This is a genomic window from Pontibacter anaerobius, from assembly GCF_026241195.1.
Lineage (GTDB): Bacteria > Bacteroidota > Bacteroidia > Cytophagales > Hymenobacteraceae > Pontibacter > Pontibacter anaerobius.
The window spans coordinates 495,338-518,900 of sequence record NZ_JAPFQO010000001.1 but is presented as its reverse complement, the minus strand read 5'-3'; the positions used below and the strand labels follow the sequence as shown (position 1 = coordinate 518,900).

General features: G+C 52.2%; 23 protein-coding genes. 14 read left to right on the top strand and 9 right to left on the bottom strand.

Annotation, left to right across the window (positions count from 1 at the left end; all coding sequences use genetic code 11):
* Nucleotides 1-120 precede the first annotated feature (120 nt).
* Both OO017_RS02410 and OO017_RS02405 read left to right on the top strand, forming a co-directional pair.
* Entirely contained in the window at nt 121-579 is a 459-nt protein-coding gene (locus tag OO017_RS02410; protein ID WP_266050835.1) for a peptidylprolyl isomerase, read from the top strand.
* Nucleotides 580-901: 322 nt separating this feature from the next.
* A complete protein-coding gene (locus OO017_RS02405) occupies nt 902-2,206 on the top strand; it encodes a dicarboxylate/amino acid:cation symporter (RefSeq protein ID WP_266050834.1) in 1,305 nt (434 codons plus the stop codon).
* Here the strand turns inward: OO017_RS02405 and OO017_RS02400 are convergent.
* Nucleotides 2,184-2,918 (bottom strand): hypothetical protein, encoded by a 735-nt coding sequence (locus OO017_RS02400; protein ID WP_266050833.1) that lies wholly within the window; start codon nt 2,916-2,918, stop codon nt 2,184-2,186. The genes OO017_RS02405 and OO017_RS02400 overlap by 23 nt on opposite strands.
* A gap of 183 nt (nt 2,919-3,101) precedes the next feature.
* Here OO017_RS02400 and OO017_RS02395 point away from each other — a divergent pair, with 183 nt between their 5' ends.
* From OO017_RS02395 to OO017_RS02380, 4 genes are all read left to right on the top strand, one after another.
* The gene (locus tag OO017_RS02395; RefSeq protein ID WP_266050832.1) at nt 3,102-3,932 is read left to right on the top strand and encodes a type II CAAX endopeptidase family protein; all 831 of its coding nucleotides are present in this window, start codon (nt 3,102-3,104) and stop codon (nt 3,930-3,932) included.
* Between the two features lie 126 nt (nt 3,933-4,058).
* Nucleotides 4,059-4,502, top strand: a complete 444-nt coding sequence (locus OO017_RS02390) for a nuclear transport factor 2 family protein (RefSeq protein WP_266050831.1) — start codon at nt 4,059-4,061, stop codon at nt 4,500-4,502.
* Between the two features lie 96 nt (nt 4,503-4,598).
* Nucleotides 4,599-5,003, top strand: a complete 405-nt coding sequence (locus OO017_RS02385; RefSeq protein ID WP_266050830.1) for a hypothetical protein — start codon at nt 4,599-4,601, stop codon at nt 5,001-5,003.
* 70 nt (nt 5,004-5,073) lie between these two features.
* The gene (locus OO017_RS02380; RefSeq protein WP_266050829.1) at nt 5,074-5,367 is read left to right on the top strand and encodes a hypothetical protein; all 294 of its coding nucleotides are present in this window, start codon (nt 5,074-5,076) and stop codon (nt 5,365-5,367) included.
* Nucleotides 5,368-5,424: 57 nt separating this feature from the next.
* Here the strand turns inward: OO017_RS02380 and OO017_RS02375 are convergent, their stop codons facing one another.
* From OO017_RS02375 to OO017_RS02350, 6 genes are all read right to left on the bottom strand, one after another.
* Complete coding sequence (locus OO017_RS02375) at nt 5,425-6,948, bottom strand: sigma 54-interacting transcriptional regulator (RefSeq protein ID WP_266050828.1); 1,524 nt, start codon at nt 6,946-6,948, stop codon at nt 5,425-5,427.
* 219 nt (nt 6,949-7,167) lie between these two features.
* Nucleotides 7,168-8,268 carry a vWA domain-containing protein gene (locus OO017_RS02370; RefSeq protein WP_266050827.1) on the bottom strand — a complete coding sequence of 367 codons (1,101 nt, stop codon included), beginning with the start codon at nt 8,266-8,268 and terminating at the stop codon, nt 7,168-7,170.
* A gap of 610 nt (nt 8,269-8,878) precedes the next feature.
* Nucleotides 8,879-9,859, bottom strand: coding sequence for an acyl-ACP desaturase (locus OO017_RS02365; RefSeq protein ID WP_266050826.1), 981 nt, complete (start codon nt 9,857-9,859; stop codon nt 8,879-8,881).
* Nucleotides 9,860-10,050: 191 nt separating this feature from the next.
* Complete coding sequence (locus tag OO017_RS02360) at nt 10,051-10,992, bottom strand: glycosyltransferase (protein WP_266050825.1); 942 nt, start codon at nt 10,990-10,992, stop codon at nt 10,051-10,053.
* Between the two features lie 557 nt (nt 10,993-11,549).
* The gene (locus OO017_RS02355) at nt 11,550-12,662 is read right to left on the bottom strand and encodes a DegT/DnrJ/EryC1/StrS family aminotransferase (protein WP_266050824.1); all 1,113 of its coding nucleotides are present in this window, start codon (nt 12,660-12,662) and stop codon (nt 11,550-11,552) included.
* A gap of 124 nt (nt 12,663-12,786) precedes the next feature.
* A complete protein-coding gene (locus OO017_RS02350) occupies nt 12,787-13,200 on the bottom strand; it encodes a sugar 3,4-ketoisomerase (RefSeq protein WP_266050823.1) in 414 nt (137 codons plus the stop codon).
* 115 nt (nt 13,201-13,315) lie between these two features.
* On the opposite strand from OO017_RS02350, the gene OO017_RS02345 reads away from it, so the two are divergent.
* From OO017_RS02345 to corA, 3 genes are read left to right on the top strand one after another with little or no spacing between them, the layout of a single operon-like run.
* Nucleotides 13,316-14,227: a hypothetical protein gene (locus OO017_RS02345; RefSeq protein WP_266050822.1), complete on the top strand. Its 912-nt coding sequence runs from the start codon at nt 13,316-13,318 to the stop codon at nt 14,225-14,227.
* Between the two features lie 3 nt (nt 14,228-14,230).
* Entirely contained in the window at nt 14,231-14,845 is a 615-nt protein-coding gene (locus OO017_RS02340) for an IMPACT family protein (RefSeq protein WP_266050821.1), read from the top strand.
* Nucleotides 14,846-14,885: 40 nt separating this feature from the next.
* On the top strand, nt 14,886-16,019 hold the full coding sequence (gene corA / locus OO017_RS02335; protein WP_266050820.1) for a magnesium/cobalt transporter CorA: 1,134 nt from the start codon (nt 14,886-14,888) through the stop codon (nt 16,017-16,019).
* 156 nt (nt 16,020-16,175) lie between these two features.
* Here the strand turns inward: corA and OO017_RS02330 are convergent, their stop codons facing one another.
* On the bottom strand, nt 16,176-18,896 hold the full coding sequence (locus OO017_RS02330; protein ID WP_266050819.1) for a hypothetical protein: 2,721 nt from the start codon (nt 18,894-18,896) through the stop codon (nt 16,176-16,178).
* A 148-nt stretch (nt 18,897-19,044) separates the two neighbouring features.
* Here OO017_RS02330 and OO017_RS02325 point away from each other — a divergent pair, with 148 nt between their 5' ends.
* Nucleotides 19,045-19,950, top strand: a complete 906-nt coding sequence (locus OO017_RS02325) for a universal stress protein (RefSeq protein WP_266050818.1) — start codon at nt 19,045-19,047, stop codon at nt 19,948-19,950.
* On the opposite strand, the gene OO017_RS02320 is transcribed toward OO017_RS02325, so the two are convergent.
* Complete coding sequence (locus OO017_RS02320; RefSeq protein ID WP_266050817.1) at nt 19,947-20,849, bottom strand: ATP-grasp domain-containing protein; 903 nt, start codon at nt 20,847-20,849, stop codon at nt 19,947-19,949. The two genes, OO017_RS02325 and OO017_RS02320, sit on opposite strands and share 4 nt — an antisense overlap.
* Nucleotides 20,850-20,994: 145 nt before the next feature.
* On the opposite strand from OO017_RS02320, the gene OO017_RS02315 reads away from it, so the two are divergent.
* The 4 genes from OO017_RS02315 (at nt 20,995) to OO017_RS02300 (ending at nt 23,520) form a co-directional block, all read left to right on the top strand.
* Nucleotides 20,995-21,636 carry a hypothetical protein gene (locus tag OO017_RS02315; RefSeq protein WP_266050816.1) on the top strand — a complete coding sequence of 214 codons (642 nt, stop codon included), beginning with the start codon at nt 20,995-20,997 and terminating at the stop codon, nt 21,634-21,636.
* 99 nt (nt 21,637-21,735) lie between these two features.
* Complete coding sequence (gene dtd, locus OO017_RS02310; protein WP_266050815.1) at nt 21,736-22,188, top strand: D-aminoacyl-tRNA deacylase; 453 nt, start codon at nt 21,736-21,738, stop codon at nt 22,186-22,188.
* An 85-nt stretch (nt 22,189-22,273) separates the two neighbouring features.
* Nucleotides 22,274-23,179 (top strand): hypothetical protein, encoded by a 906-nt coding sequence (locus tag OO017_RS02305; RefSeq protein WP_266050814.1) that lies wholly within the window; start codon nt 22,274-22,276, stop codon nt 23,177-23,179.
* Nucleotides 23,180-23,193: 14 nt separating this feature from the next.
* Complete coding sequence (locus OO017_RS02300; RefSeq protein ID WP_266050813.1) at nt 23,194-23,520, top strand: nucleotide pyrophosphohydrolase; 327 nt, start codon at nt 23,194-23,196, stop codon at nt 23,518-23,520.
* The last annotated feature ends 43 nt before the right edge of the window (nt 23,521-23,563 follow it).

Genomic DNA, 23,563 nt, shown 5'->3' with positions numbered 1-23,563 from the left:
TGCGTGTTTTAGATTTATCCATGGCGCCTGATCTCTAAAGTCAGGCTTGTTGCTCTCTTAAACTATAATTTGCGTACTTTTGTTATCTGTACCAATGTTTAAACTAAACCGAGACTATACATGAAAACCGCAGAAATCCATACTGGAAAAGGTGTAATGAAAGTTGAGTTTTATGAGAAAGACGCTCCTAAAACCGTAGATAATTTTGTAAAACTGGCTAAGGAAGGTTTTTACGACGGCCTTACTTTCCACCGCGTTATTCCGGATTTCGTGATTCAGGGCGGCTGCCCTAACTCACGCGAGGGCGCCAAGGGCGTGCCAGGCACAGGCGGACCGGGCTATAAGATCGACTGCGAGCTGACAGGCGAAAACCAGTACCACGACCGCGGCGTACTGAGCATGGCGCATGCCGGCCGCAACACCGGTGGCTCTCAGTTCTTCATCTGCCACAGCCGCAACAACACGGCTCACCTAGACCGCAACCATACCTGCTTCGGCAAAGTGGTAGAAGGCCAGGACGTGATCGACCAGATCAAAGCCAACGACCGCATCGAGAAGATCGTGGTGAACGAGGAATAGTCCTCGACACTACAGCTACATGTAAGAAGCCGGCCCCTGTTTTGTCAGGGTCCGGCTTTTTTGGGCACTTACCTGGCTGAAAAGTATAAACACCGCCATAAAGTATAGAACAGAACAAACTATAAATTGAAGTTTTTATACTTTAACCCAATAACCTGCATAAATATGCTTATTTTTACCTAACACCTGTTCGGCGCCTAAAAGGGGAATTTACCCTTTGCAGCGCTGGTTTTAAGGCGTTTCACTAGCTAAATGTCACAAATACCACATTGAAATAAGAGCGCAGGAAGGGTTTATACCTGCTTCTGCCTGCTAACTACGTATGAAGAAACTTGCTCTACACTGGCAAATCCTGATCGGTATGGCCCTTGGGGTAGCCTGGGGAATGATGGCCAGCTCCTTTGGCCTCAACAGCTTCACCACCGACTGGATCAGCCCTTTTGGTACCATCTTTATCAACCTGCTTAAACTTATTGCCGTGCCACTGGTACTGGTGTCGCTTATCACGGGTGTTTCCAGCCTAAGCGATATCAGCCGCCTGTCCCGTATCGGCTCCAAAACCATTGGCATATACCTGGTTACCACGGTATTGGCCGTAACACTGGGTCTGATACTTGTGAATGTGTTTGAGCCGGGCAAGGCCTTCTCTCCGGAGAAACGCGATGAGTTTAAAGAGCAGTTTGCCGGCGCCACCACCGAGAAATCCTCAAACGCGGAAACCGTAAAACAGCAGGGCCCGCTGCAGCCGCTCGTGGATATTGTGCCAAGCAACATTTTCAGGTCCATGACTGATAACGGCAGCATGCTGCAGGTGATTTTCTTCGCCCTGCTCTTCGGCATTGCCCTTATATTAATACCGCCCGACAAAGCACAGCCCGTCAACGATTTCTTTGAAGGGGTGAACATGGCCATCCTAAAGATCGTGGATATCATTATGATGACCGCCCCATACGGTGTATTTGCGCTGCTGGCCGGCCTGGTGGTGGATTTTGCCGGCAACGACCCGAGCGCCGCCATGGAGTTGCTGCTGGTGCTGGGCTACTACTGCATTGTGGTGGCGATTGGCCTGGCACTGATGATCTTTGTCGTGTATCCGGCACTGGTCCTGACGGTGGGCAAAACAAAGTATGGGCACTTCCTGAGAGGAATTTTCCCGGCGCAAATGCTGGCTTTCTCCACCTCCTCCAGCGCCGCCACGCTGCCTGTAACCATGGAGTGCTCCGAGAAGAACCTGGGCATTAACAAGGAGATCACCAGCTTTGTGTTGCCGCTGGGCGCTACTATAAACATGGATGGCACCAGCCTGTACCAGGCCGTGGCAGCCGTATTTATTGCGCAGGCCTACGGCATCGACCTGGATATTATGGCGCAGCTGGGCATTGTGATGACAGCCACGCTGGCCTCTATCGGGGCGGCGGCTGTACCTGGAGCCGGCACTGTGATGCTTGTGATCGTGCTGCAGCAGGCTGGTATTCCGGTAGAGGGTATCGCCCTTATACTTGCCCCAGACCGTATCCTGGACATGCTGCGTACCACGGTAAACGTAACCGGCGATACAACTGTGGCGATGATGGTGGCCCGAACCGAGGGCCAGCTGCACCCACCTACAGAGATAACAGTAAGATAGCATACAAACCTGCCCCGAGCATGAAGGCCCAATAGCGGCTTTCACGCTCCTCGGGCAGTTCCTCCTTTAGCACGTTCAGGATCACGCCGCCGCCCACAAAGGCCATTACCAGCACGACCAGGGTATGGGATAGCTCCACCACGTAGCCAACGCCCCAGCCCGCCACCAGGGCAGCCACCAACACCCAGCGGCCAAAGCGCCTGTAACTGTCCTTGTGGTGCTCCTGCAGCCCGAAATCGTTCACAACGAAGTGCAGGGCCATGGCCACCGAGAAAAGCAGCAGGTTTTGCACCGATCCTTCTTCCCGCTCAAAAAGGATGTACCCGATCAGCGCATTGTAAATACAGAAAGAACCGATGTGCAGCCAGAAAACCCCTTTCTGGTGACGCGGCTCTTTGCGCACCTCCCTCTTCTCCTTGTACTTCTCTTCTACCACCACCCGCTCCAGCCCATAAAAAACGGCCAGCCCGATCAGCGCCATCAGGTACACATGGTGATTTAAAAACTGCTCTGCCCAGTTCAGCTGCGATACATGCTCCTGGCCTTCGCTGAGCTCCGGGAAAAGGTGCAGAAACACATACGCCACCGATACCCCGCCCGCCGACGAGAGCCACACACTGCGCGGCACACCTGCCAGAAACCGCAGCCGCGTACCAAAGAAATGTATGAAAGCCAGCGCCAGTACCGGCCAAATAGATACATGATGCTCCATAGCCATAAGCTACTTTGTTTGGCAAGGTTAGGTTTTAAGCCACGGCTATACTTTGGTTAGCGAACAAGTATGTATATTTTACTATATTGTATGCTGTTCTCTTTGTCAATTAGGATGATCGTTCCGTTCACGCTAAAGTAAAGTAGGGGGCAGCTGCTTCCTATACAGAAACCAACCATAACAATGGAAAAACCAACGATACAACACACTTTACCTTCCGGCATCTGGGGCTTTTTTGCACTCAGCTTTATTTTCTCGTGGATCGTTTGGGGTGCTATGCTGGCGCTACCCCTGCCCGACGACCTGATGTTTCCGCTGCTTATACTTGGTGCCTTCGGGCCAACGGTGGCCGCTATTTACCTGGTGTACCGCTATGGTAACGCCGCCGCGAAAAAGGATTTCTGGAGCAGGGTGATCAGCGTTAAGCGCATCGGTTGGCTTTGGTACCCGGCTATCCTGCTGATCTTTCCGGCCATTTACCTGCTGGGCTACTTCATTTATACTTTCTTCGGAGGAGAGCAGCCGCCTGTAGCCAGTTTGTTCAGCGGCCTCGATTCAGCGTCGGCTATACTTATGTTTACGTTCGTGATGCTCGTGGCCGGTCCTGTATCGGAAGAGTTGGGTTGGCGCGGCTATGTGCTGGACCCGCTGCAGCAGAAGTATGGCAAGGATCTGGGCAGCTTTATACTTGGCATGTTCTGGATACTGTGGCACCTGCCGCTGTTCTTTATTGAGGGCACCTCGCAGCACGCCAAGGGCTTCGGGTTTCAGTTCTGGTCCTGGTCGTTTCAGCTGATCACGCTTTCCTTTATTTTCACGTGGGTGTACAACCATACCAACCGAAGTATACTTGGCGCTATACTTTTGCACCTGATGGCCAACCTGGCCTACCCCACTAACCTGGAGCCAACCGGCGAGCTGGTCTTTACTGCTGTGCGCGCACTCATCGTGCTGGTCATCGTACTGGCCTGGAGGCAGAAGGAAAGTGTGAAGGAGGAATTGGTGATGGTGTAGAGAAAAGCATTAGATCCGCATATAAGGCAGATAAACGGCATATTGACGTATACACATTAGTTGTGTGCAAGCTGGAATAACGAAGAACAAAAACATCCCCATAAAATAGTCTAAGCTGAACGACCAGTGAAAAGAAACCTTCTATTCTTAGCCATCTTCATAGCAATGATTTCCTGTAACAATCAAAACGGACCAACAATGGACACAGAAAATGTGAATCTAGTAAATCGGTACTTCGAGCACTTCAACAACCACGAGTGGGAGAAGATGGCAGAAATGTACACAGAAACGGCAGAGTTTAAAGACCCATCGCTCGGTCAAGGAATTGTGACACAGACACGTGAACAGACTGTCCAAAAGTATAGTGAGTTAAATGAAGTATTTCCTGACTTAAACGACGAAGTCATTCAGATATACCCTTCAGGAGAAAAGCACGTCATTGTGGAATTTGTATCGAGCGGAACAGCACCAGATGGGTCTGAATTTGTACTTCCAATCTGCACCATCTTCACAATCGAAAATGGTAAAATCATTCAAGACTTTACCTACTACGACAACTTTGAAGAATAAAAAAAGCCAGCACACAACACAGTTCATAGTTTAGGCGGCGGCTTTGCCTTGCCCACCCTATGCACAAGTAACGTTTTAACAATACACTATAAACACATGAGAACAATTTACTTAACAGCTTTAATGAGTTTTGTCCTGCTCTTCACTTCATGTAAAGACAACTCTGTAGAACCAGTTGATTTGACTGGCGATTGGCAGTCGGAGGAAATCTATGTAAATGGGAAACTACAAGAAAACAGTAACTCAACTTGGTTATCTCTGAGAAAAGACAATTCATTTTACAGAAACTACACGCTGGGAACATGGTCCCTTCAGGATGGCAAGCTTGAGATAATTTTTAGCGCGGATACGGGACTTCAGCCGTTGCAATACAAAGTGGTCAATTCTTCTGGTAACAACTTGACTTTGGAAACAACAGTAACTGAAAAGGAACACTTCTGGCTCTGGGGCAACTTAGATGGTGATCAAACCATAATTATTGAAAAGTATGTAAAAAGATAACCAGCGGCCAGAATAAGTACTGAACAAGCGTTGCGACAGCACTTGTTGCCACAACAAACTCACAAACCCCATGAACCTCACCGCCTTCAAAACCAGCCTCTCCGCTCCCGCGCCTCCCCCGGAGGCCAACGTGTACCTGCAGGCGCTGTGGCACGAGGCGAAGGGAGAATGGGAAAAGGCGCATGAGTTAACTCAGGACTTGCCGGACCAGAATGCCGCCTGGATACACGCTTACCTGCACCGCCAGGAGGGTGACACGTGGAACGCGGATTACTGGTACCGCAGGGCGGGCAGAAAAAGACCGGATACTACCTTGGAGCAGGAATGGGAAAGTATAGCCGCCGCGCTTCTGGAGGAAGTATAAACGATGCAGGCAGGAGCTGTTAACTCCTGCCTGCATCGTTTTATGTGGTTTTATACTTTAAAACTGATCGTCTTCGTCGTCTTCCTCCCCGAAACTTGGCATCGAGAACATACCGCTGAGCAGGTCTTTGAACTGCAGGCCGGTGCTGAGGCGGTTTTTGCTAAGCTGGCTGTGTTCGGCCAGGCCGTGCAGGGCAAACTCCATCATAAACAGCTTCTCGTCTCCTTTGGACTTGTCTTGCTGCTTTTCCACCAACTCAGAGAGGCCGGGTATACTTTGCAGCACCTTTTTATATTCGTCTGCGGAGGCGTCGTTCAGGATATCCACGGTGTTTCCATCGCCGAACCAGTCGGTGATCTTCTTGTAAGGATTCCCTTCTTTTGATTTCTTGGCCTTGTCCGGGTCGGGGAAGTAGTTCAGGAACTGCGTGCGGATGGCCTTGCCCATCAGCACCTGCGCCACATGGCCGGCCCCCTCCTGTTCGCCTTCATACACCAGCTCCACTTTACCTGTTACCGACGGAATCGTGTTCAGGAAATCAGACACGCGTATGTAGGTTTTGCTTTCGCCATTCAGCAGGGCACGGCGCTCGGCGGCGCTCATCAGGTTCTCGAATGCCGAGATTGTCAGTCGGGCCGACACGCCGCTTTTGGCATCCACATACTCACTCTCACGGGCCTCGAAAGCCACCTGCTCAATTAGGTCACCTATGAGGTCGTTCGTCTGCACCAACTCACTCTGCCCCGCTTTCACCCTGGCTTCCTGTTGCGTGATCTTCTTGCCGGTTTCAATGGTTTTCGGGTAGTGGGTGATGATCTGCGAGTCGATGCGGTCTTTGAGCGGCGTCACGATGGAGCCACGGTTGGTGTAGTCCTCGGGATTTGCGGTGAACACAAACTGGATATCCAGCGGCATGCGCACCTTAAACCCACGGATCTGGATATCGCCTTCCTGCAGAATGTTGAACAGCGCCACCTGGATGCGGGCCTGCAGATCGGGCAGCTCGTTGATCACAAAAATGCCCCGGTGCGAACGCGGAATCAACCCGAAGTGAATCACCCGCTCATCAGAATAAGGCAGTTTCATGGTGGCTGCCTTAATCGGGTCAGCGTCGCCAATCAGGTCGGCAACCGACACGTCGGGCGTGGCCAGTTTCTCGGTGTAGCGCTCGGAGCGGTGCAGCCAGGTTATAGGCGTATCGTCGCCGTGCTCGTGCACCATGTCCTTGGCGTAGCGGGAAAGCGGGTGCAGTGGGTCGTCGTTCAGCTCAGAACCCTGCACCACCGGAATGTACTCGTCCAGCAGGTCGATCATCTGGCGCGCGATGCGGGTCTTGGCCTGCCCACGCAAACCCAACAGGTTTATGTGGTGCATCGAAAGTATGGCCCGCTGCATGTCTGGAATCACGGTTTCCTCGTAGCCCCAAATGCCCGGGAAAACCTCCTCCTTCTGCTGCAACTTCTTAATCAGGTTACGGCGCAGCTCCTGCTTCACCGACTCCGGTTCGTAGCCGGCTGCCTTCAGCTGGCCCAGTGTTTTTATCTTCAGTAAGTTTTCGGCTGGTATGTCTCGGTAGTTCATTCTTTTATCGTTGAATGTCACTTGGATTGTAAAATGGATTAATTGTTAAATTGTTTGGTAGCCTTATATATGTAAACCCACCCCTGCCCCTCCAAGGAGGGGAATTTTCATGCAAGAGAATTCCCCTCCTTGGAGGGGCAGGGGTGGGTTTCGCGCGCTTTTACTTCGTAGCTGGTAAGACGCTCACAGGTCTCAAAGACGCTGTGAGGTCTGGATACATTAAAAACTTTTCTTCCGGTTGCGGCCGTAGTCTTTGAACACGAGGTGCCCCAAACCTTTCAAGGAGCTATAGTAGGCCTGCCCGTTGTTTACCTTCGTGAACTCATCTACGAATTGCTGCAGGTATGGGTCGGATGCGATCATGAACGTGGTAATCGGGATCCTGAGGCGGCGGCACTGGGCTGCCAGGTTAAGCGTCTTATTCACCACCTTCCTGTCCAGTCCGAAACTGTTTTTGTAGTAACGCAGCCCCTCTTTCAAGCAGGTAGGCTTCCCGTCGGTGATCATAAAGATCTGCTTGTTCGGGGTTTTTCGCTTGCGCAGCAGATCCATGGCCAATTCCAGTCCCGCCACGGTGTTGGTATGGTATGGGCCTACCTCTAAGTAGGGCAAGTCCTTCACCTCTATCTGCCAGGCATCGTTACCGAAAACCAGTATATCCAGCGTGTCTTTGGGATATTTTTGCTTGATGAGCTCGGCCAGGGCCATGGCTACTTTCTTTGCAGGGGTGATGCGGTCTTCGCCGTACAGGATCATGGAGTGGGAGATGTCTATCATCAGCACCGTGGAAGCCTGCGTTTTGTGCTCGGTTTCGGTTACCTCCAGGTCCTGCTCGGTCAGCCACAGATCGCCGATGCCGTGGTTGATCTGGGCGTTGCGCAGCGAGTCGGTCATGGAGATCTGCTCCAGCGCATCGCCAAACTGGTACTCGCGGCGGTCGGTACTGGCTTCTTCGCCGATGCCGGTGTGCGGTGTGGCGTGGCTGCCCTTGCCGCCTTTCTTCAATTTCCCAAAAATCTCCTCCAGCGCACTTCTTCTTATACCTTGCTCGCTTTTAGCTGTGAGTTGGAAAGCGCCCCGCTCCTGCGGGTTCTCATCCAGATAGCCTTTCTTTTTTAGGTCCTCAATAAAATCGCCGATACCGTACTCATCGCCGGTCAGGTTGTACTGCTTATCCAGCGAGCTGAGCCAGTTCAGCGCCTCCCCCACGTCGCCGGAGGTAATGGTCACCAACTGCATAAAGATCTTCAGCAGCGACTCAAAACCCGGCTTATCATCTTGCGGAGGTACGTAATCCGTAAATCTATATCCTAAAGCCATAATCTTCTTATTTATACTTCAACAACGCAGCGCCATCTAATGTTCTTGCATTAAGAGTTATACGGAGGAGGAGGGATTTATACTTGTAAAAGATGCTCACGCCCTAAGAACAGGAAGCACACTTCTTTAAGAGTACTTTTGGGAAAGAAAAGACGCAACATATTGCGTCTCTACATCTCTGCAGCTGCAAGTATAAAAAGACGTTTGCTCTTCGGGATTTGTAATCCCGAAGCACTTATTACTAGGATTTGCAACCCGACTATTAGCTAATTGCGCAGCTTGTAAAGTATAATGCCGGATTAGAAATCCTAATATAAGTATGCTTTCGGATTGCAAATCCGAAAGAGCAAAAGACTATAGGGATGTATAAACGGCAGCAGTGGCATCAAGGGCATATTCTTCAGGTGTAAACACCCCTACGGTCCCCTCAAGGGGACAATTTCACTAAGTTGAGGCCAGATCCAAAAGATATGGGACAAGATAAGGTGGATGCTAATGCCAAATCTTTTAACTCCCCTTCCTGTTTTTAGGAAGGGGCCGGGGGAAGGTAACAAAAAAGGGCAGGCTGCTATTGCAACCTGCCCTTCATTTATACATTATTCCCTGCTGCTTACGCGATCCAGCGGAATTTATACTCTAGCTCTGGTATCTTCATGCGATCTGCCACACGCTTCAAACGATTTGGCAGGGCCATCACATAGTCGCGGGCGCGCTCACCGGCTTCGTCCAGACCAGTCAGGGTTTCGATCTTCCATTCTTTGATCAGTCCTTCCAGAATATCGGTATAGTCTGCGGAAGTGTACACACCGATACGCTGCGCGGCATCTGTAAAGTGGCCGAAGGTTTTACCCAGGTCCACACCTAACTCACGCATGTAGTGGGCCGGCATTACGATCTTCTTACGCATCATGTCCTCGAAAGCCAGCATCATTTCGTTGGTGTCGGCTTCAAATATCTTACCCACAAAGGCCTTGTATGCTTTGGCGTGGCGGGCCTCATCGGCGGCAACGTGTCCGCAAAGCTTAGCCAGTTGGTTATCGCCCTGCTTTTTAGCGATTTGTGCTACACGGCGGTGCGATATATTAGTGGCAGTCTCCTGAAACGAAGTATAAACAAACGAGCGATACGGATCATCATCGGTCTGCAGATCGAAACCATCGGCGATCAGGTACTGCGTTGAGGCCTCCATCTCACGCATGTTGATACGGCCACTCAGGTACAGGTAACGGTTCAGGGCATCACCATGGCGGTTTTCCTCTGCGGTCCAGGCACGGTTCCACTTCATCCAGGGGCCCTGCGGATCCTTCGGTAAGCCTTCGATGGTCATCAGCCAGCTTTCGTACGTAGGCAGCGCCTCCTCCGTAATCGTGTCGCCTACCAGCACGGCCAGCAGGTCGTAGCTCAAGTCGCGGGCACGCTCACGCAGTTCCTTCACTTCATCAAAGAAATTGTCAACGGTAGCATCCGGTAATAGGTCTGCGGGTTGCCAGCTATCTTCTACTGTTTTAAGAAACTCGGAGATCTTTTCTCCCACAAAGTCTTCCATCCATTTTATAACTTCTGCACGGGAGGCGAGTGCTGATGTAATCATGTTGCTGTTGTTTAATTGAATGCCAAATATAGCCATTAAAATATTGATAGTACCCCTGATGTGTAACAAATTAGCTACAAAAACACCTTATTCAAATGATTTTAGGGGTTCTACTATCGTTAAACCTAAAAAAGCTGGTGTATTTTTTAGCTTACGGATAAAAAGAGAGTAGGTAAACAAAACAGTACTATTTACTGCCGGTACCGGAGCCAGTTATTAAGCGTCCGCAGGAAACCCAAGTTAATTTCATGCCTGTTTAACTCCCGGATAAATCGGTACAAAAAAGGTGTGCCTGTTGTCTGTTCCAGTAGCTCCAGCAACTGCTCCGCCTCCGTAAAATTACCGGTGAGGTAAGCTTGCCGCGCTTCATACTTCAGCCGCCTGGCCAGTGCGTTGCGTTCCTGCTCCGTGCGTACCATTTTGGCGGCCCTCTTGCATACTACAACAGTAGAGGCTAACAATTGGTTGCCTTTCGTATACCAGGTACTTGAAAGAGAGCGGCTGTGCAGCCTACGTTTGGTCGTTACCTCAGGTAAATAAGCGTATTTATACTTGCGTGCTGACCGTATCCAGAAATCGAAATCCTCATAGGCCAATCCCTCATCATAACCGTGCAACTCCTCAAACACCTCGCGGCGGATAAGCATGGTAGGCGGACAGATAAAATAACGCCCCAGCACTTCGGCAAAAACGTCGCCATCCGGTGCAGCTTTATACTTCTGGCTGTGCAAGTATAAATGTTCCGAATCGTCTGAGATATACTCGGCATCAGAATACACCACACCATAGTCTGGAGGGAGCTTTTCAAACTGCTGTACCTGCTGTGCCACCCGCTCGGGCAGCAGCACATCGTCGGTGGCGAAGTCAAGTATAAACCGGCCGTGGCTGGCGCGCCAGCCTATGTTAAAGGCTTTGGTGTTGCCCAGGTTTCTGCCCGTGCTGATGAATTTCAGCTGCGGGTGCCGCTGCACATACTCCCGGATGATGCCAACGCTGTTATCGGTGCTGCAGTCGTCTACAATGATAACCTCCAGGTTGGGGTATGTCTGCGCCAGCACCGAATCCAGCGCCGGTCGCAGGCAGCGCTCGTGGTTATAGCACAGGCAAATGATGGAGACGAGTGGTTGGGGCATGGGCGAAGATAAGGAATTATGCAGGCAAATGTTTTATACTGGTTCCTGCTACTGAAGCGGTTGTTTATCCTCGGTTTATACTTTTATGGCAGCGATTCTTCTTCAGTTTATACTTTTATTGCCAGTTTATACTTTCATCGCCGCTGCTTTCCGCTACCTGATACAAGCTATACTTACTAGCTTCCGCTGACCCTCAGTCTTACATACCTACAGTTTCATAGCTTACTTTGGCTCCCTCAGGCCCGGGAGGGCTCGTCCTGGGGGTAGGGGCCCTCAATAAGGGCATCGCGCTGTGTTCCCTTCCTTTGCTACCCTTCGGTCGCAATGCCCTTACGGGCACCGGATCTCACAAGGCACTCAACCCAAGGACTGGAATCAGTTCTCGATAGCCATTGCTACACCACTTGAACCGGACTCCCTCTCCTGTTCTTAGGAGAGGGTTGGGGAGAGGTGGCCATTCCCCTCCTCGGAGGGGAATGGGGTGGGTTAATCGTTCTAAACTCTTAACTTCCAGCAAGGGGGCAAGGGTGATTGGACCCGGCACTGCAGATCAGCAATCAAACCTTGCTGAAAAACGCCTTTACTTTCTCCACTACCCGCTGCTGCTCTGGCTCTGTTAATCCAGGATAAAGCGGCAGGCTGAGGCTGGTGCTGGCCAGTTCTTCTGCTACTGGGAAATCTCCGGCTTTGTAGCCCAGGAAAGTATAGGCTGGCTGCAGGTGTACCGGCACCGGGTAATGAATAGCCGTGCCTATCCCCTGCTCCTGCAGGTAAGCCTGCAGCTCGTTTCTATACTTTGTGCGAATATTGAAGATGTGGTAGACATGTTCGCAGTCAGGTGCTGTTTGCGGAAGTATAAGGTCACCGGTGTTTTGCAGCGCTTGCAGGTACACCTGCGCCAGACGCTGGCGTTCGGCGTTCATGGCATCCAGGAGCTGAAGCTTCACCCGAAGCACAGCTGCATGCAACTCATCTAACCGCGAGTTTATACCTACCTGCTCCGATGTGTACTTCTGAGATTCCCCATAATTCCTGTACTTTCTGGCAAAGGCTTTTACGTCAGCATCAGAAGTAACCACAGCCCCGGCATCACCTAAAGCACCCAGGTTTTTGGTGGGGTAAAAGCTGAAGGCTGCGGCATCGCCAAAGCTTCCGGCTTGCTGGCCCTTATACTTTGCCCCGTGTGCCTGGGCGGCATCCTCCAGTAATTTTATACTTTGTGATTGCGCCAACCCCTGCAACCCTTCCATCTGGCATACCTGCCCGTAGAGGTGCACGGCAAGTATGGCTTTGGTTTTTGGGTTGATGTGACGGGCAGCGGTTTCGGCGGTGAGGTTGTAGGTATGCTTATCCGGCTCGGCCAACACGGGCTTTGCCCCCACCTGCAGCACCGCGTTTACCGTGGCGATAAAGGTATGCACCGGCAGCACTACCTCATCCCCGGCTCCAACGCCCAACGCTTTTAGGGCTATAACCAAGGCATCGTAACCGTTACCTACACCTACCGCTGCGCCTGCCCCCAGGTAAGTGGCAAACTCCTGCTCAAAGGCCTGCACCTGTGGTCCCAGCACATATTGCTTGCCGGCCACTGCTTCTAGCAGCGCCTGCTGCACCTGCGCCTCCAGGCCTGCCGGAAAATCTCTGAACTGGAAGTATGGAAGTGGCTGCATAAAGTTAGAGAGTTTTGGCGTTAGAAAGTTAGAAATCTTACTTTAGGGACCGGCTTGCCATACTTCATTCAATCCGTAAATCCTGATTCAGGCAATCGTCAATTAACCATCAACAAGTATACTTTTACAGCTCTATGTGCGCGGCCAGCTGCAGGAACCGTTTGTAATCGCGAATATAGTCAGCCTCGCTAAAGTTGGTGGAGGTAAGGCAGAGGGCGGTGGCACCCTCCGAGAAGCGCAGCTCGGTCCAGCACATGGCCGGTATGTAGAGCCCCTGCTGCGGGTGCGTCAGGTCAAACTCCTGCTTCTCGCGGCCGGTATCGGTCATCACTTTTATACTTCCGTTCAGGGCAACCAGCACCTCCTCCGTAGCCAGATTGGCATGATGGCCGCGCTCAACCTCCGGCGGTGTGGCTTGGGTCCAGAACACCCGCTTTATATCAAAGGGGATATTCTCGGCAAACTGCGTGCTGGTGATGTAGCCAATTTCAGGGCTACCTGCGCGGTGCAACGGAATGAGGTATGGTGTGGCTGGCAAAAGTATAAACTTTAGTACGCTTACAAAGGTACGTGTTTTAGGAGAGACCGCTATAATTTTTACCCTTGGCTGCCTTTGGTTATCTTGCAGCTTTTGCGGCATTTAAACTTCGCCCATGCTATATTTACTTTTAAGCATTCTTTGCACAGCATCGCTCATCTTTATTTTTAAGCTGTACGAGCGCTATGGTGTCCATACCTTCCAGGCCATTGTGGTAAACTATGTGGTGTGCGTATTGGTGGGGCTCATGTTTCCGGGCGGCAACGACGTACTGCAGCCGGAGATCTTTACCCGCACCTGGGCTTACTTTGCCATGGCGCTGGGCATCATCTTTATCGTTAACTTTTACCTGATCGCCATCACGGCGCAGAAAGTGGGTGTAACGGTGGCCTCAGTGGCCGCCAAAATCTCGCTGGTGATCCCGGTGCTGTTCAGCCTGCTGGTGCTCAAGACCACCGTGAAGGACTATACCTGGCTTAACTATGCCGGTATGGCGGCGGCGCTGGTGGCTATCATACTTTCCTCCATCAGGCCACAGGCAAAAGAGGGCGGGGCTAAGGTATCAGTGGTGCTGGCGGTGGTGCTGCCGCTCATCATTTTCCTCAACAGCGGCATTGCCGATTCGCTCATCAACTATACCAACCAATACCACCTGCAGCCGCACGAGGCCAGCCAGTTTACCATGCTCACCTTTGCCACCTCTGCCGTGGTGGGCCTGCTGGCGTACGTTTACCAATCCATTCGTACCAAAGCCAGTTTCCGGCGCCGTAGCATTTTGGCCGGTGTTATACTTGGTATACCCAATTATTTGTCTATCTTTTTCCTGATTCTAGCCCTGGCATACTTCAATAACGATGGGGCCTTCTTCTACCCGATCAACAACATAGGTATTATACTGGCCGGGGCGGGCGGAGCGGTAATCTTATTTAAGGAGAAACTCACACCGCTGAACATACTGGGTCTGGTGCTGGCCGTGCTGGCGCTGGTGCTGGTGTCGTACCAGGAGATTATCGCCAACCTGTTTTAAGCCATGGAGGATACCTACAGAACCATCGCCGAGCCCGCCGAGGGCCTGTACAAGGAGAAAGGCAGCAAGTTTATAGCGCTGGCTTACCCGGTATACACCGAGGAGGAGGTGAAGGAGGTGCTGGCCGAGCTGCGCAAGAAGTATTACGATGCCCGCCACCACTGCTACGCCTACATGCTGGGTGCCGACCAAAGCCGCTACCGCGCCAACGACGACGGGGAGCCCAACCACTCCGCCGGTGATCCTATACTTGGCCAGATCCGCTCTGCCGAACTAAGCAATGTGCTGGTGGTGGTGGTGCGCTACTTCGGGGGTACCAAACTTGGTGTGAGCGGCCTGATAAACGCCTATAAAGTAGCCACCGCCGATGCGCTAGCGCAGGCAACCATTGTAGAAAAACATGAAACTGTACTGCTGCAGGCGCACTATGCCTACCCGCAGATGAACGATGTGATGAGCCTGGTGAAGGAGTACGACCTGCAGGTGCGGGACCAGCAGTTCGAACTGGACTGCCGCCTCACCTTGGAGGTGCGCCGCAAACTGCAGGAGGAGATCACTACTAAACTGGAGGACATGGAAGGCGTTGAAGTATCTGTTCTTTCAGAAGCAATTCTTTAACTTCCCAACCTCTTAACTCTCTAACGCCTAATCTCATCTTATGTCGAAACGCAACAAGCTTAACCGCCGCCGAAACAAAATTCTGGAGCGTAAGGCAGGAAACAAGCCGGGCTCGCTGGTCATCCCCCCCGAAGCCTTTGCTCCACGGTTTTTCCTGATGTCGTTTAACGAGGAGATGTTTGAGGAGCTGGAGCTGGCGAACTACCAAGAGCTGCTGCAGAAGGTAAAGGAACGGCCCGACGCGCGGCACTGGATCGACATCCGGGGCTATGCAGACCAAACCGTGCTGGAGATGGCAATGCAGGATTTCGGGCTGCACGCGCTGCAGATGGAGGACGTGATAAATGATTACCAGCGGCCTAAGGTAGAGGAGTTCGGCGGCAACCGCTTGTTTATCATCACGCGCATGCTGCGCTGGTCACCGGAGTTCAGGACCCTGGACGATGTGCAGCTATCGCTGTTTACCGGCCCCAACTACGTGCTTACCCTGCAAAGCGACTACGGCGATTGCCTGAACCCACTCCGGGAGCGCATCCGGGCAGGCAAAGGCGTTATCCGGCAGCGGCCCGCCATGTACATCGCCTACGCTATCCTCGACGTGGTACTGGATTATTACTTCCCCGTAATGGCTGACATCGGGATCTATATTGAAGAGCTAGAGCAACAGGTGCTGCGAGAGCCCAACAAGTCTACCCTTAGCCAGATTCTGGACCTGAAGAGCGAACTGGTGAAGCTGCGCCGCATTACCTGGCCTGCCCGCGACCTGATGAACGAATTGCTGCGCATGGATGAGACCACCATCCCCGAAAATCTCAAAGTATACTTCCGCGACGCCTACGACCACGCCGTGCAGCTGATAGACCTGGTAGACAGCCACCGCGACATGGCCTCGAGCCTGGTGGAGCTGTACATGTCCACGGTGAGCAACCGCATGAACGAGATCATGAAAGTGCTCACCATCATCTCCAGTATCTTTATTCCGCTCAGTTTTATAGTAGGCTTGTACGGGATGAATTTCGCGCACGAGGACCCGGAAACAGGCCAGGTTTTCCCGCACAGTATGCCCGAACTGTACCAGCCTCACTCCTACCCTATCTTACTGGGTCTCATGGCTATACTTATACTTTTGCAGCTATACTTCTTCTACAAGAAAGGGTGGTTCAGGAGTTTTTGATTTTTTCGCGTACCACGTAGCAAGCATCACGACTACTTTTGGACAGTTAGACAGGAGGCTCCTCCAAAAGAGCGGAATTACTGAAGGGCATCTTCCTCTTTGTCAAAATATCCTTTGTCGTGATACATGATACGTGCTACGAGATACGCCATTATATTACTCCCCCACACTAAACCTGAACTTCTTAAGCTGGTTGCCGGAGGTAAAGTATAAAGTATAATCGTTGGCGATTTCGTTGTAATAGATGGTAACGGGGTGGCTGTTCTCCAGCGACCGGTTGCCGATGAGCCTGCCCCCGGAGTCGTAGAGGTACGTTTTGCGCGGCCCTGTTTCGGTGATGGCGTACACAATGTTATCGCCGCCAAAGCGGAAGAACTGCACTATTTTAGGCGCTGAGGTTACATAGTTCTTCTCAAACACCTCTTTTAAATCCTGGTCCAGCACCGCCACCTTGCCCTGCTCCTGCCGCACAATAACATAGGATCGCCCGTTGCTGCTCTCCGGCACCAGGTCGAACAACGCGCGTTTGCTAGGCCGCATAAGCTGCTCGCTGCGCAGCACAGTACCCTGCAGGTTCATGGTAACCACGTTGCCATACCTGGTTACAGCTGTTACCTCTGTGCGCCGCAGGTTGGCACCAACCTTAGCCACCACTCCGGATGTAAGCGGCACTTTCAGGTTAATCGGGAAGCCAGGATACGTATCGCCGTTGCGGTTAAGGGCATAGATGTAGCCATTCTCCAGCGCCACCAGTATCACATCGCGGCCGCCTACGCGCAGGTGCTGCGGCTCGGCTGCCAGGCGGTAGTCCATGCGGCGTGGTTGCCAGCCCTGCACCCCCGCACCACGCAGGTTATACATGTACAGGTTACCCAGTTTGTCATCCACCAGCAAACGGTAGTTGCCGTCTTTCTCGTAATCAAATACCGCCAGGTGCTGCAGGTCCAGCGTATCGGGCAAGTTAAACGGAAAATTGTCCAGGGGCTGGCCCTGGTTGTTAATGGCATGAATGCGGTTAGAAGTGATAAACAGGTAGCGTAGTTTCTTATCCGGCCCATACTCTATCTGTTTGATATCGCTGCGCAGCGAGGTGCCCAGGCTATCTGTCCAGCCGCGCTTGCCCAGGGCCGATATGTTGAGCAGCACATTGGCGGAATCCTGCACCACCAGTTCGCGGCTCCGGTCCACAGCGTTCTGCACCGGGAAAGGCCGTGTGTCCAGTCGGTTGCCAAAAGTTATACTTTCCTCTTCCTCAAAACCATCCTGCCCGCTGCCCTTGCCCTGGTCTGGCCTGCGGATCACCAGGCTGGTGTAGTAGCGCCCCTCCACTATAGAAAACTGCAGGCTAACCTGTGCAAACCGCTTAATGAGGGTGGCGTTCTGCAGCAGGTTTTCCCGCTCCTCCTCCGAAGTATAGCGGTTAAGCACATACCAGGCATTTACCGTGTTCAGGTACAGGCTAAAGTTTGCCTCCTGCAGCGTCTCCTCCAAAAAAGCCTTCTGCGCCACCGATTTGCCCCACACGTTTTCTTCTGCAATGTCGTCGATGAGGTGGTGCAGCGTAGCCACTTCCTCGGAGGCCAGTAAATAATCATTTACCTGCACCACGTAGCTTTGCTCAAATCCCTTAAACACACGGCCCAGCAACTGCTCCGGAAGCTCGGGCACGTCCAGCAGGTGTATAGTATGGTTTCCATACTTCTCGGAGTAGGGCTTTTCCTTGCGGGCATCAGCGAGTTGCTTTGCCAGGCTGTTTAACAGCCGCTGCGTTTGGGCGGGGCTGGCCGTGTGGGCAAAGGCTATTTTCTCGGGGCTCTGGCTGATACTGTTCGACTCCAGGTACACCAGCGCAGCCTCCCTGCTGAAGCTTCTGGCAAGGCTATCCACCGTAGCTGCGAAGACTGATCTGTTCCCTTCCTGCGGTTGCCGTAAGCGGGCTATCTCCTGCAGGCCAAAGTGCAGCATCATGGCGGTGCGGTTAGGCAGGTATGCCTTTACACCCAATAGCTGTGGCTTTTGCGGCTGCATGTTGCTGTGCAGCGATTTGTTCAGCTTTTCGGGGCTTGAGAAGCCGTTCAGGAATAGTTTGTTTTGCTCTAGCTTCAGCTCCAGCATGCCGTTCTGGCAAAGCGTGGCAAGGTAGCGCACGTGCGGCATCACCTCCTCCTCTAAAAAAAGGCCCAGCAGCTCTGGTAGCACGCGGTAATTCACAAACACATTGGCGTATACTTCGGGCTGGTTCAGGTAATCTACGTTGCTGAACTGCGCCGCGACAGAAGTTGGCTTGCCCCTGGTGATGCGCCGCACAATTTCCTCTACCAGTACAGGCGAGGCACTCAGAATGATATTGTTGTGGTAAGTGAAGTAGGTAAAGCTGCTGCCGTTGCGGGTGTTAGTGATATCGGTGAGCAGGTGCCCTTGGTAACTGCGGGAGCTTTGCTCAAATATCTCGCTCTTGTTGATGTTCTCGGTGAGGGTGCGCAGAAAACGGTGTTCGCCTACGGAGTTAACGGGCACATAAAACACAAACGACACATCCAGCTTTGCCTCCACATGCAAAGAGGTAAGTATCCTCTTTTCGTTCAGGAAGCGGTCGAGGCGCTGGTTACCGGGGGCGACACTATCCAGGTAAGTCATGTTCTCCTGGAAACGGTTAGCCACGGGCAGTACCGAAAAGCTCTGCCACAGCTCGGTTTCACGCAGGTGCTCCATCAGTGCCTGATGGTTGCTGGTTTCCACCACCAGGGCCGCATTATCGGGTACCAGGGCCCACAGGTCTACCTTCTCCCGGGAGTCTTTCCAACGGTTAAAGCCGTAGTAGACAAGGGAGGCAAGTATAACAAACCCAAAAAAGAAAAACACAATGCGTTTTGGCATGTCAAGTGCTGTCTGGCTACAAAAATAGGGGAATTTTTGGAACTGTACTGAGAGGCCGGTTTTAAGTACACATGCGGCGCAGAACAGGCACAACTCCTTTTCCGGCTTGTCACGTATACATCATCCAACCTAGATAACAAATAAGAGCATGTTTAAAATACTTATACCCGTAGACTTCACAGATAGCTCCACCAACGCCTGCCGCTATGCCCTGCACATGGGGGCGGCCTTGCCGCAGGCAGAGATACTTTTGCTACACTGCTTCAGCGATTACCTGCTACAGCCCGAACTGGACGACCCGGTTGATGAGACTGGCCGCAACCCGTTAAGCCCCGGCTCGGAGATTATTACTGACCGTGTGCTGCACCGCAACCAAATGGATGAGCAGGAGAAGCTGGAGAGCTTGTACAAGGAAATGCAGGCAGAGGCCCGCATACACGGCCAGCACATCCACCTGAAGCACGCCTTCATCAACGGCCTGCCGGAGGAGATTATACCGGACGAGATCAGCCGCTTTAGGCCTAACCTGCTGCTGATGGGCACGAAGGGGGAAGATAACGTGTCCCGCTCGCTGTTTGGCACCATCACCACCAAAATGGTAGAAAATGCCAAGGTGCCGCTGCTAACCGTGCCGGAGCCTTACAAACAGCATAGCCTGAGCCATGTGCTCTACGCCACCGATTTCGACAAGACAGATGCGGAGGCGCTTACGGCGCTGATGCAGTTGCTGCAGCCCTTTAACTCCGAAATTCTCTGCGCCCACATCGGCACAGAAGACTCGGAGCGGGACGATAGCTACAAAATGGAGCAGCTACAGGCCCGGCTGTACACTTCAATACCCGACCACAAACTGCAGTTCGCCATACTTCCCAGCGATGATGACGTGGCCGATGCCCTTCAGGAATTTGTGAAGCGGGAGCAGGTAGGCCTTGTTGCAGTTAATAACCACCAGCGCTCCCTGTTCAGCAGCATCTTTAAGCCGAGCCTCAGCAAAAAGCTGGTGCTGGAGGCGCAGGTGCCCATGCTGATCTTCCACAGTTCTGAGAAAGCTTAGGCTATACTTTGGGCCGGCTGTTGCAGCTGTTCCACAAGAGCCTCGTAGTAACGCTCTATGGCGCCCTCACTGGTAGCCATAAACAGGAAAGGCTCAATCAGTTCCAGCTCCATCAGCACCAGTGCACCGTTTAGCTCCACGCCATCCACGCGGGCATACAGGCAGCCTTGGGCATACTTGTCCACGAGGTTATGGGCGTACTCCAGTAGCTGTGCCGGTGGCTCCGGTGTGTGCACGGTCCCTCCAAAGAAATGCTGCACCCTGAAGTCGCCGGCTTTGGCGGTTTTGAGCACTGTGTGGCTGTAGGTGCCGTTAAAAAACAGGAACGACCACTCGCCTTTGGTCTGGATCTCAGGGATGAAGGGCTGCGCCAGGAAGCTCTCCTGCTGCAGCAGCGTGTTTATACTTTCTGCCTGGGCCTCTGCTTGCTGTTGGGTAAGGGCAAAGGTGTTTTTAGCGCCACCACTCACGGCCGGCTTTACGATAATCTTCTCTGACTGCAGTTGCGCAAACACATCAGCAACGTTTAGCTGCGTGCCCTGATCCAACCACACCGACGGCACCACTTTCTCGCCCTTCTCCTGCAGCTCCACCAGGTAGCGCTTGTCCGCGTTCCAGCGCACAGTATGCAGCGGGTTCAGTACGCGCACCTGCAGCTCTTCCAGCTTACTCAGCCAGGCATAAAAAAGCTCTATCTTGTCAAAGTAATCCCACGGCGACTTCAGCAGCACCAGGTCATACTTGCTCCAGTCCACGGCTGGGTCATCCCAGATTTCAAGCGTAACCGGCAGCCCTTTTTGCGTTAAAAATTCGTGCAGACGGGCATTTTCCTCTTCAGAAACGCCTGTATATTTTCCTGCGTCTTTATAAGTGATCAGCGCTATTTGCTGTGTATTCATTTTTTATCATCTTTGCCGCCAAATTATACTTTATCCCGGGCCTAAACAAACCCACGGCAGCTGTTTTAGCTATAACTTTTGGGCGGTAGATTCTCGTATGCAAGTATAGTTTACCCGCACCTCATACTTATATACATCGTTCACTATGTTCGTCCGCCCTTACAGCATCTGCTATAAGTGCAGCCTGAAAGCCCGGCTGCTCCTGTTGCTGCTGCTTGTCCATACCATTGCCACCGCCTGCACCGACAAATCATCGGAAGAAGAGGCAGACGTGCCGTTTGAGCGCCGCGCCGCTACGGAGCCTGACACCACTGCCGTGCACAGCACCCGCCCCCCCGGCACCCTCGATCTCCTAGGCAACCCCTTCGTGGCCAACCGCCAGCAAAGCAATGACCTGACGACCTACTTCGACCGAATTGACGCCGATTTTACCGTGGATGCCGATGCCATCGAGAACCGCCACGCAGCGGAAGTTACCGATACCATCTACACCATCCGGTTCGGGAAATCATCCATGGAGTTTTATGCCCCCTCCCATTCCGGCGACCTGCACCTGCAGATGGCTGATATTCGCAGCGCAGACATAAAACTGCGCAATAACCTACGGGTGGGCATGACACAAGCCGAGTTGGTGAGCCGCCTCAAATCGCAGGGCAAAGACATCAAAATAACCCATACCCCAAGTGAGATCATCGCCTCTGCCAGAGAGGGTGCACCCGTTACCCTGCGCTTTTACATGCAGAAAGGCAAGGTAAGCAGAATCCTGTATGAGGGGTATGTGGATTAAGCCCGGTGGCTAGATTGTGGTACTTGCCCCACTCCCATACTTTCAGTTTTCCCATTCCTCAAATGCTTATCTTTGCCCCGAACCAAAGTATGGCAAACTATGCGAATTGTGATTCAGCGGGTGACACAGGCTGCTGTGGAGATTGAGGGTAGCACCAAAGGGCAAATCGGGCCGGGGCTGCTGCTGCTAGCCGGCTTCACCTCCGACGATACCGAGGAAGACCTGAAGTGGATGGCCGGCAAAGTAGCCGCGCTGCGCATCTTCTCAGACGATGAGGGCAAGATGAATTTAAGCGTAAAAGATGTGGACGGCGATGTACTGGTCATCAGCCAGTTTACGCTCTACGCCAACACCAAAAAAGGCAACCGCCCCTCCTACATCAACGCGGCCCCGCCTGCTGTGTCCATACCCTTGTATGAGCGCTTTGTGCAGCTGATGGAGGAGGCGATGGGCAAGCCTGTGCAGACGGGAGAGTTTGGGGCAGACATGAAAGTATCGCTGCTGAACGATGGTCCGGTTACGATTACCATCGATACAAAAAATAAAGAGTAGGCGCAGTAGCAGAGGTTTATCAAAAGATACGTATAATTATATTGAAGTATAGTTATACTTTTAGATAAATCTTTCAGCTGCCCAAATGAGACGCAAAACACACCTTTTATACCTAGGCATCGGGCTATGCTTCTGCTTCTTGCTGGGCGTGGCCTCCTCTGCACAAGCCCAAACCGACACTACTAGCACCCAGCAGCCTGCTCCGCAGCGGTGGCTGGTTGAGACAAAGGATGGCTCTGTATTTCAGGGGGTATTCTTGGGCCAGAATGAGGCAGGCATACGCCTGATGACAGAAAGTGCCGGCGAAGTAACCATACCGATGAGTAAGGTGAAAAGCTTCAGGATACTGGATGAGCGCAACTTTAAAGACGGGGAATACTGGTTTGAGAACCCCAACGCCACCCGCTACCTTTTCTCCCCATCAGCCTTTAGCCTGCGCAAAGGGGAAGCCTACTACCAGAATACATACCTCGTGCTTAACTCGTTTAACTACGGCATTACCGACAGGTTTACCATTGGTGCGGGTTTCGAGCTGATTTCCACTTTCTCCGGGGAGCCTATATTTTTCATCACGCCCAAGTATACTTTCCCGATAACTGAAAAAGTCCGTGCCGGAGCAGGCATTCTATACTTAAGGTCAACCGGCTTCGATGACTTTGGCGGATTGGGCATAGGGTATGGCATTGTAACCTATGGCAACACGGATAACAACGCCACGCTTGGGTTAGGCTTTGGTTATGTGGATGGTTCTTTTTCGGAAAGGCCCATTATTACGATCAGCGGCATGAAGCGTGTAAGTCGCAAAATTGGGCTGGTAACGGAAAACTGGCTGGTGCCTGACAATGAGTTGTATGGCATCTACTCCTATGGCTTACGATTTATGGGTGAGAAGATAACCGTAGACCTGGCTTTCCTGAACAACGCGGATATTGCAGAAAGCATTATTATCGGTATCCCTTATGTGGATTTTGTAGTTAAATTTGGCAAATAACCGACAACCCCATCATGACCATAGCCGAAGCACAAGCCATAGTAGACAAGTGGATACAGGAGAACGGAGTGCGTTATTTTAACGAGCTCACCAACATGGCCATACTTACCGAGGAGGTAGGCGAAGTGGCCCGCATCATCTCACGCCAATACGGGGAGCAGTCATTTAAGAAGAGCGACGAAGGCAAGCAGTTGGGCGATGAGCTGGCCGATGTGCTGTTCGTGCTGATCTGCCTGGCTAACCAAACCGGCGTAAACCTGACCGAGGCGCTACAGAAAAACCTAGAAAAGAAAACCAACCGCGACAGTAACCGCCATAAGCAGAACGAGAAACTGAAGTAAGTTAGAGTTTATACTTGGAGCGGATGCTTCTGCCGCAAGTTTT

What these genes read in the sequence shown, in the direction of transcription:
- OO017_RS02410 (WP_266050835.1), top strand. Translation starts at nt 121, where the DNA reads ATGAAAACCGCAGAAATCCATACTGGAAAAGGTGTAATGAAAGTTGAG.
- OO017_RS02405 (WP_266050834.1), top strand. Translation starts at nt 902, where the DNA reads ATGAAGAAACTTGCTCTACACTGGCAAATCCTGATCGGTATGGCCCTT.
- OO017_RS02400 (WP_266050833.1), bottom strand. Translation starts at nt 2,918, where the DNA reads ATGGAGCATCATGTATCTATTTGGCCGGTACTGGCGCTGGCTTTCATA.
- OO017_RS02395 (WP_266050832.1), top strand. Translation starts at nt 3,102, where the DNA reads ATGGAAAAACCAACGATACAACACACTTTACCTTCCGGCATCTGGGGC.
- OO017_RS02385 (WP_266050830.1), top strand. Translation starts at nt 4,599, where the DNA reads ATGAGAACAATTTACTTAACAGCTTTAATGAGTTTTGTCCTGCTCTTC.
- OO017_RS02380 (WP_266050829.1), top strand. Translation starts at nt 5,074, where the DNA reads ATGAACCTCACCGCCTTCAAAACCAGCCTCTCCGCTCCCGCGCCTCCC.
- OO017_RS02375 (WP_266050828.1), bottom strand. Translation starts at nt 6,948, where the DNA reads ATGAACTACCGAGACATACCAGCCGAAAACTTACTGAAGATAAAAACA.
- OO017_RS02370 (WP_266050827.1), bottom strand. Translation starts at nt 8,268, where the DNA reads ATGGCTTTAGGATATAGATTTACGGATTACGTACCTCCGCAAGATGAT.
- OO017_RS02365 (WP_266050826.1), bottom strand. Translation starts at nt 9,859, where the DNA reads ATGATTACATCAGCACTCGCCTCCCGTGCAGAAGTTATAAAATGGATG.
- OO017_RS02360 (WP_266050825.1), bottom strand. Translation starts at nt 10,992, where the DNA reads ATGCCCCAACCACTCGTCTCCATCATTTGCCTGTGCTATAACCACGAG.
- OO017_RS02355 (WP_266050824.1), bottom strand. Translation starts at nt 12,662, where the DNA reads ATGCAGCCACTTCCATACTTCCAGTTCAGAGATTTTCCGGCAGGCCTG.
- OO017_RS02345 (WP_266050822.1), top strand. Translation starts at nt 13,316, where the DNA reads ATGCTATATTTACTTTTAAGCATTCTTTGCACAGCATCGCTCATCTTT.
- OO017_RS02340 (WP_266050821.1), top strand. Translation starts at nt 14,231, where the DNA reads ATGGAGGATACCTACAGAACCATCGCCGAGCCCGCCGAGGGCCTGTAC.
- corA (WP_266050820.1), top strand. Translation starts at nt 14,886, where the DNA reads ATGTCGAAACGCAACAAGCTTAACCGCCGCCGAAACAAAATTCTGGAG.
- OO017_RS02330 (WP_266050819.1), bottom strand. Translation starts at nt 18,896, where the DNA reads ATGCCAAAACGCATTGTGTTTTTCTTTTTTGGGTTTGTTATACTTGCC.
- OO017_RS02325 (WP_266050818.1), top strand. Translation starts at nt 19,045, where the DNA reads ATGTTTAAAATACTTATACCCGTAGACTTCACAGATAGCTCCACCAAC.
- OO017_RS02320 (WP_266050817.1), bottom strand. Translation starts at nt 20,849, where the DNA reads ATGAATACACAGCAAATAGCGCTGATCACTTATAAAGACGCAGGAAAA.
- OO017_RS02315 (WP_266050816.1), top strand. Translation starts at nt 20,995, where the DNA reads ATGTTCGTCCGCCCTTACAGCATCTGCTATAAGTGCAGCCTGAAAGCC.
- dtd (WP_266050815.1), top strand. Translation starts at nt 21,736, where the DNA reads ATGCGAATTGTGATTCAGCGGGTGACACAGGCTGCTGTGGAGATTGAG.
- OO017_RS02305 (WP_266050814.1), top strand. Translation starts at nt 22,274, where the DNA reads ATGAGACGCAAAACACACCTTTTATACCTAGGCATCGGGCTATGCTTC.
- OO017_RS02300 (WP_266050813.1), top strand. Translation starts at nt 23,194, where the DNA reads ATGACCATAGCCGAAGCACAAGCCATAGTAGACAAGTGGATACAGGAG.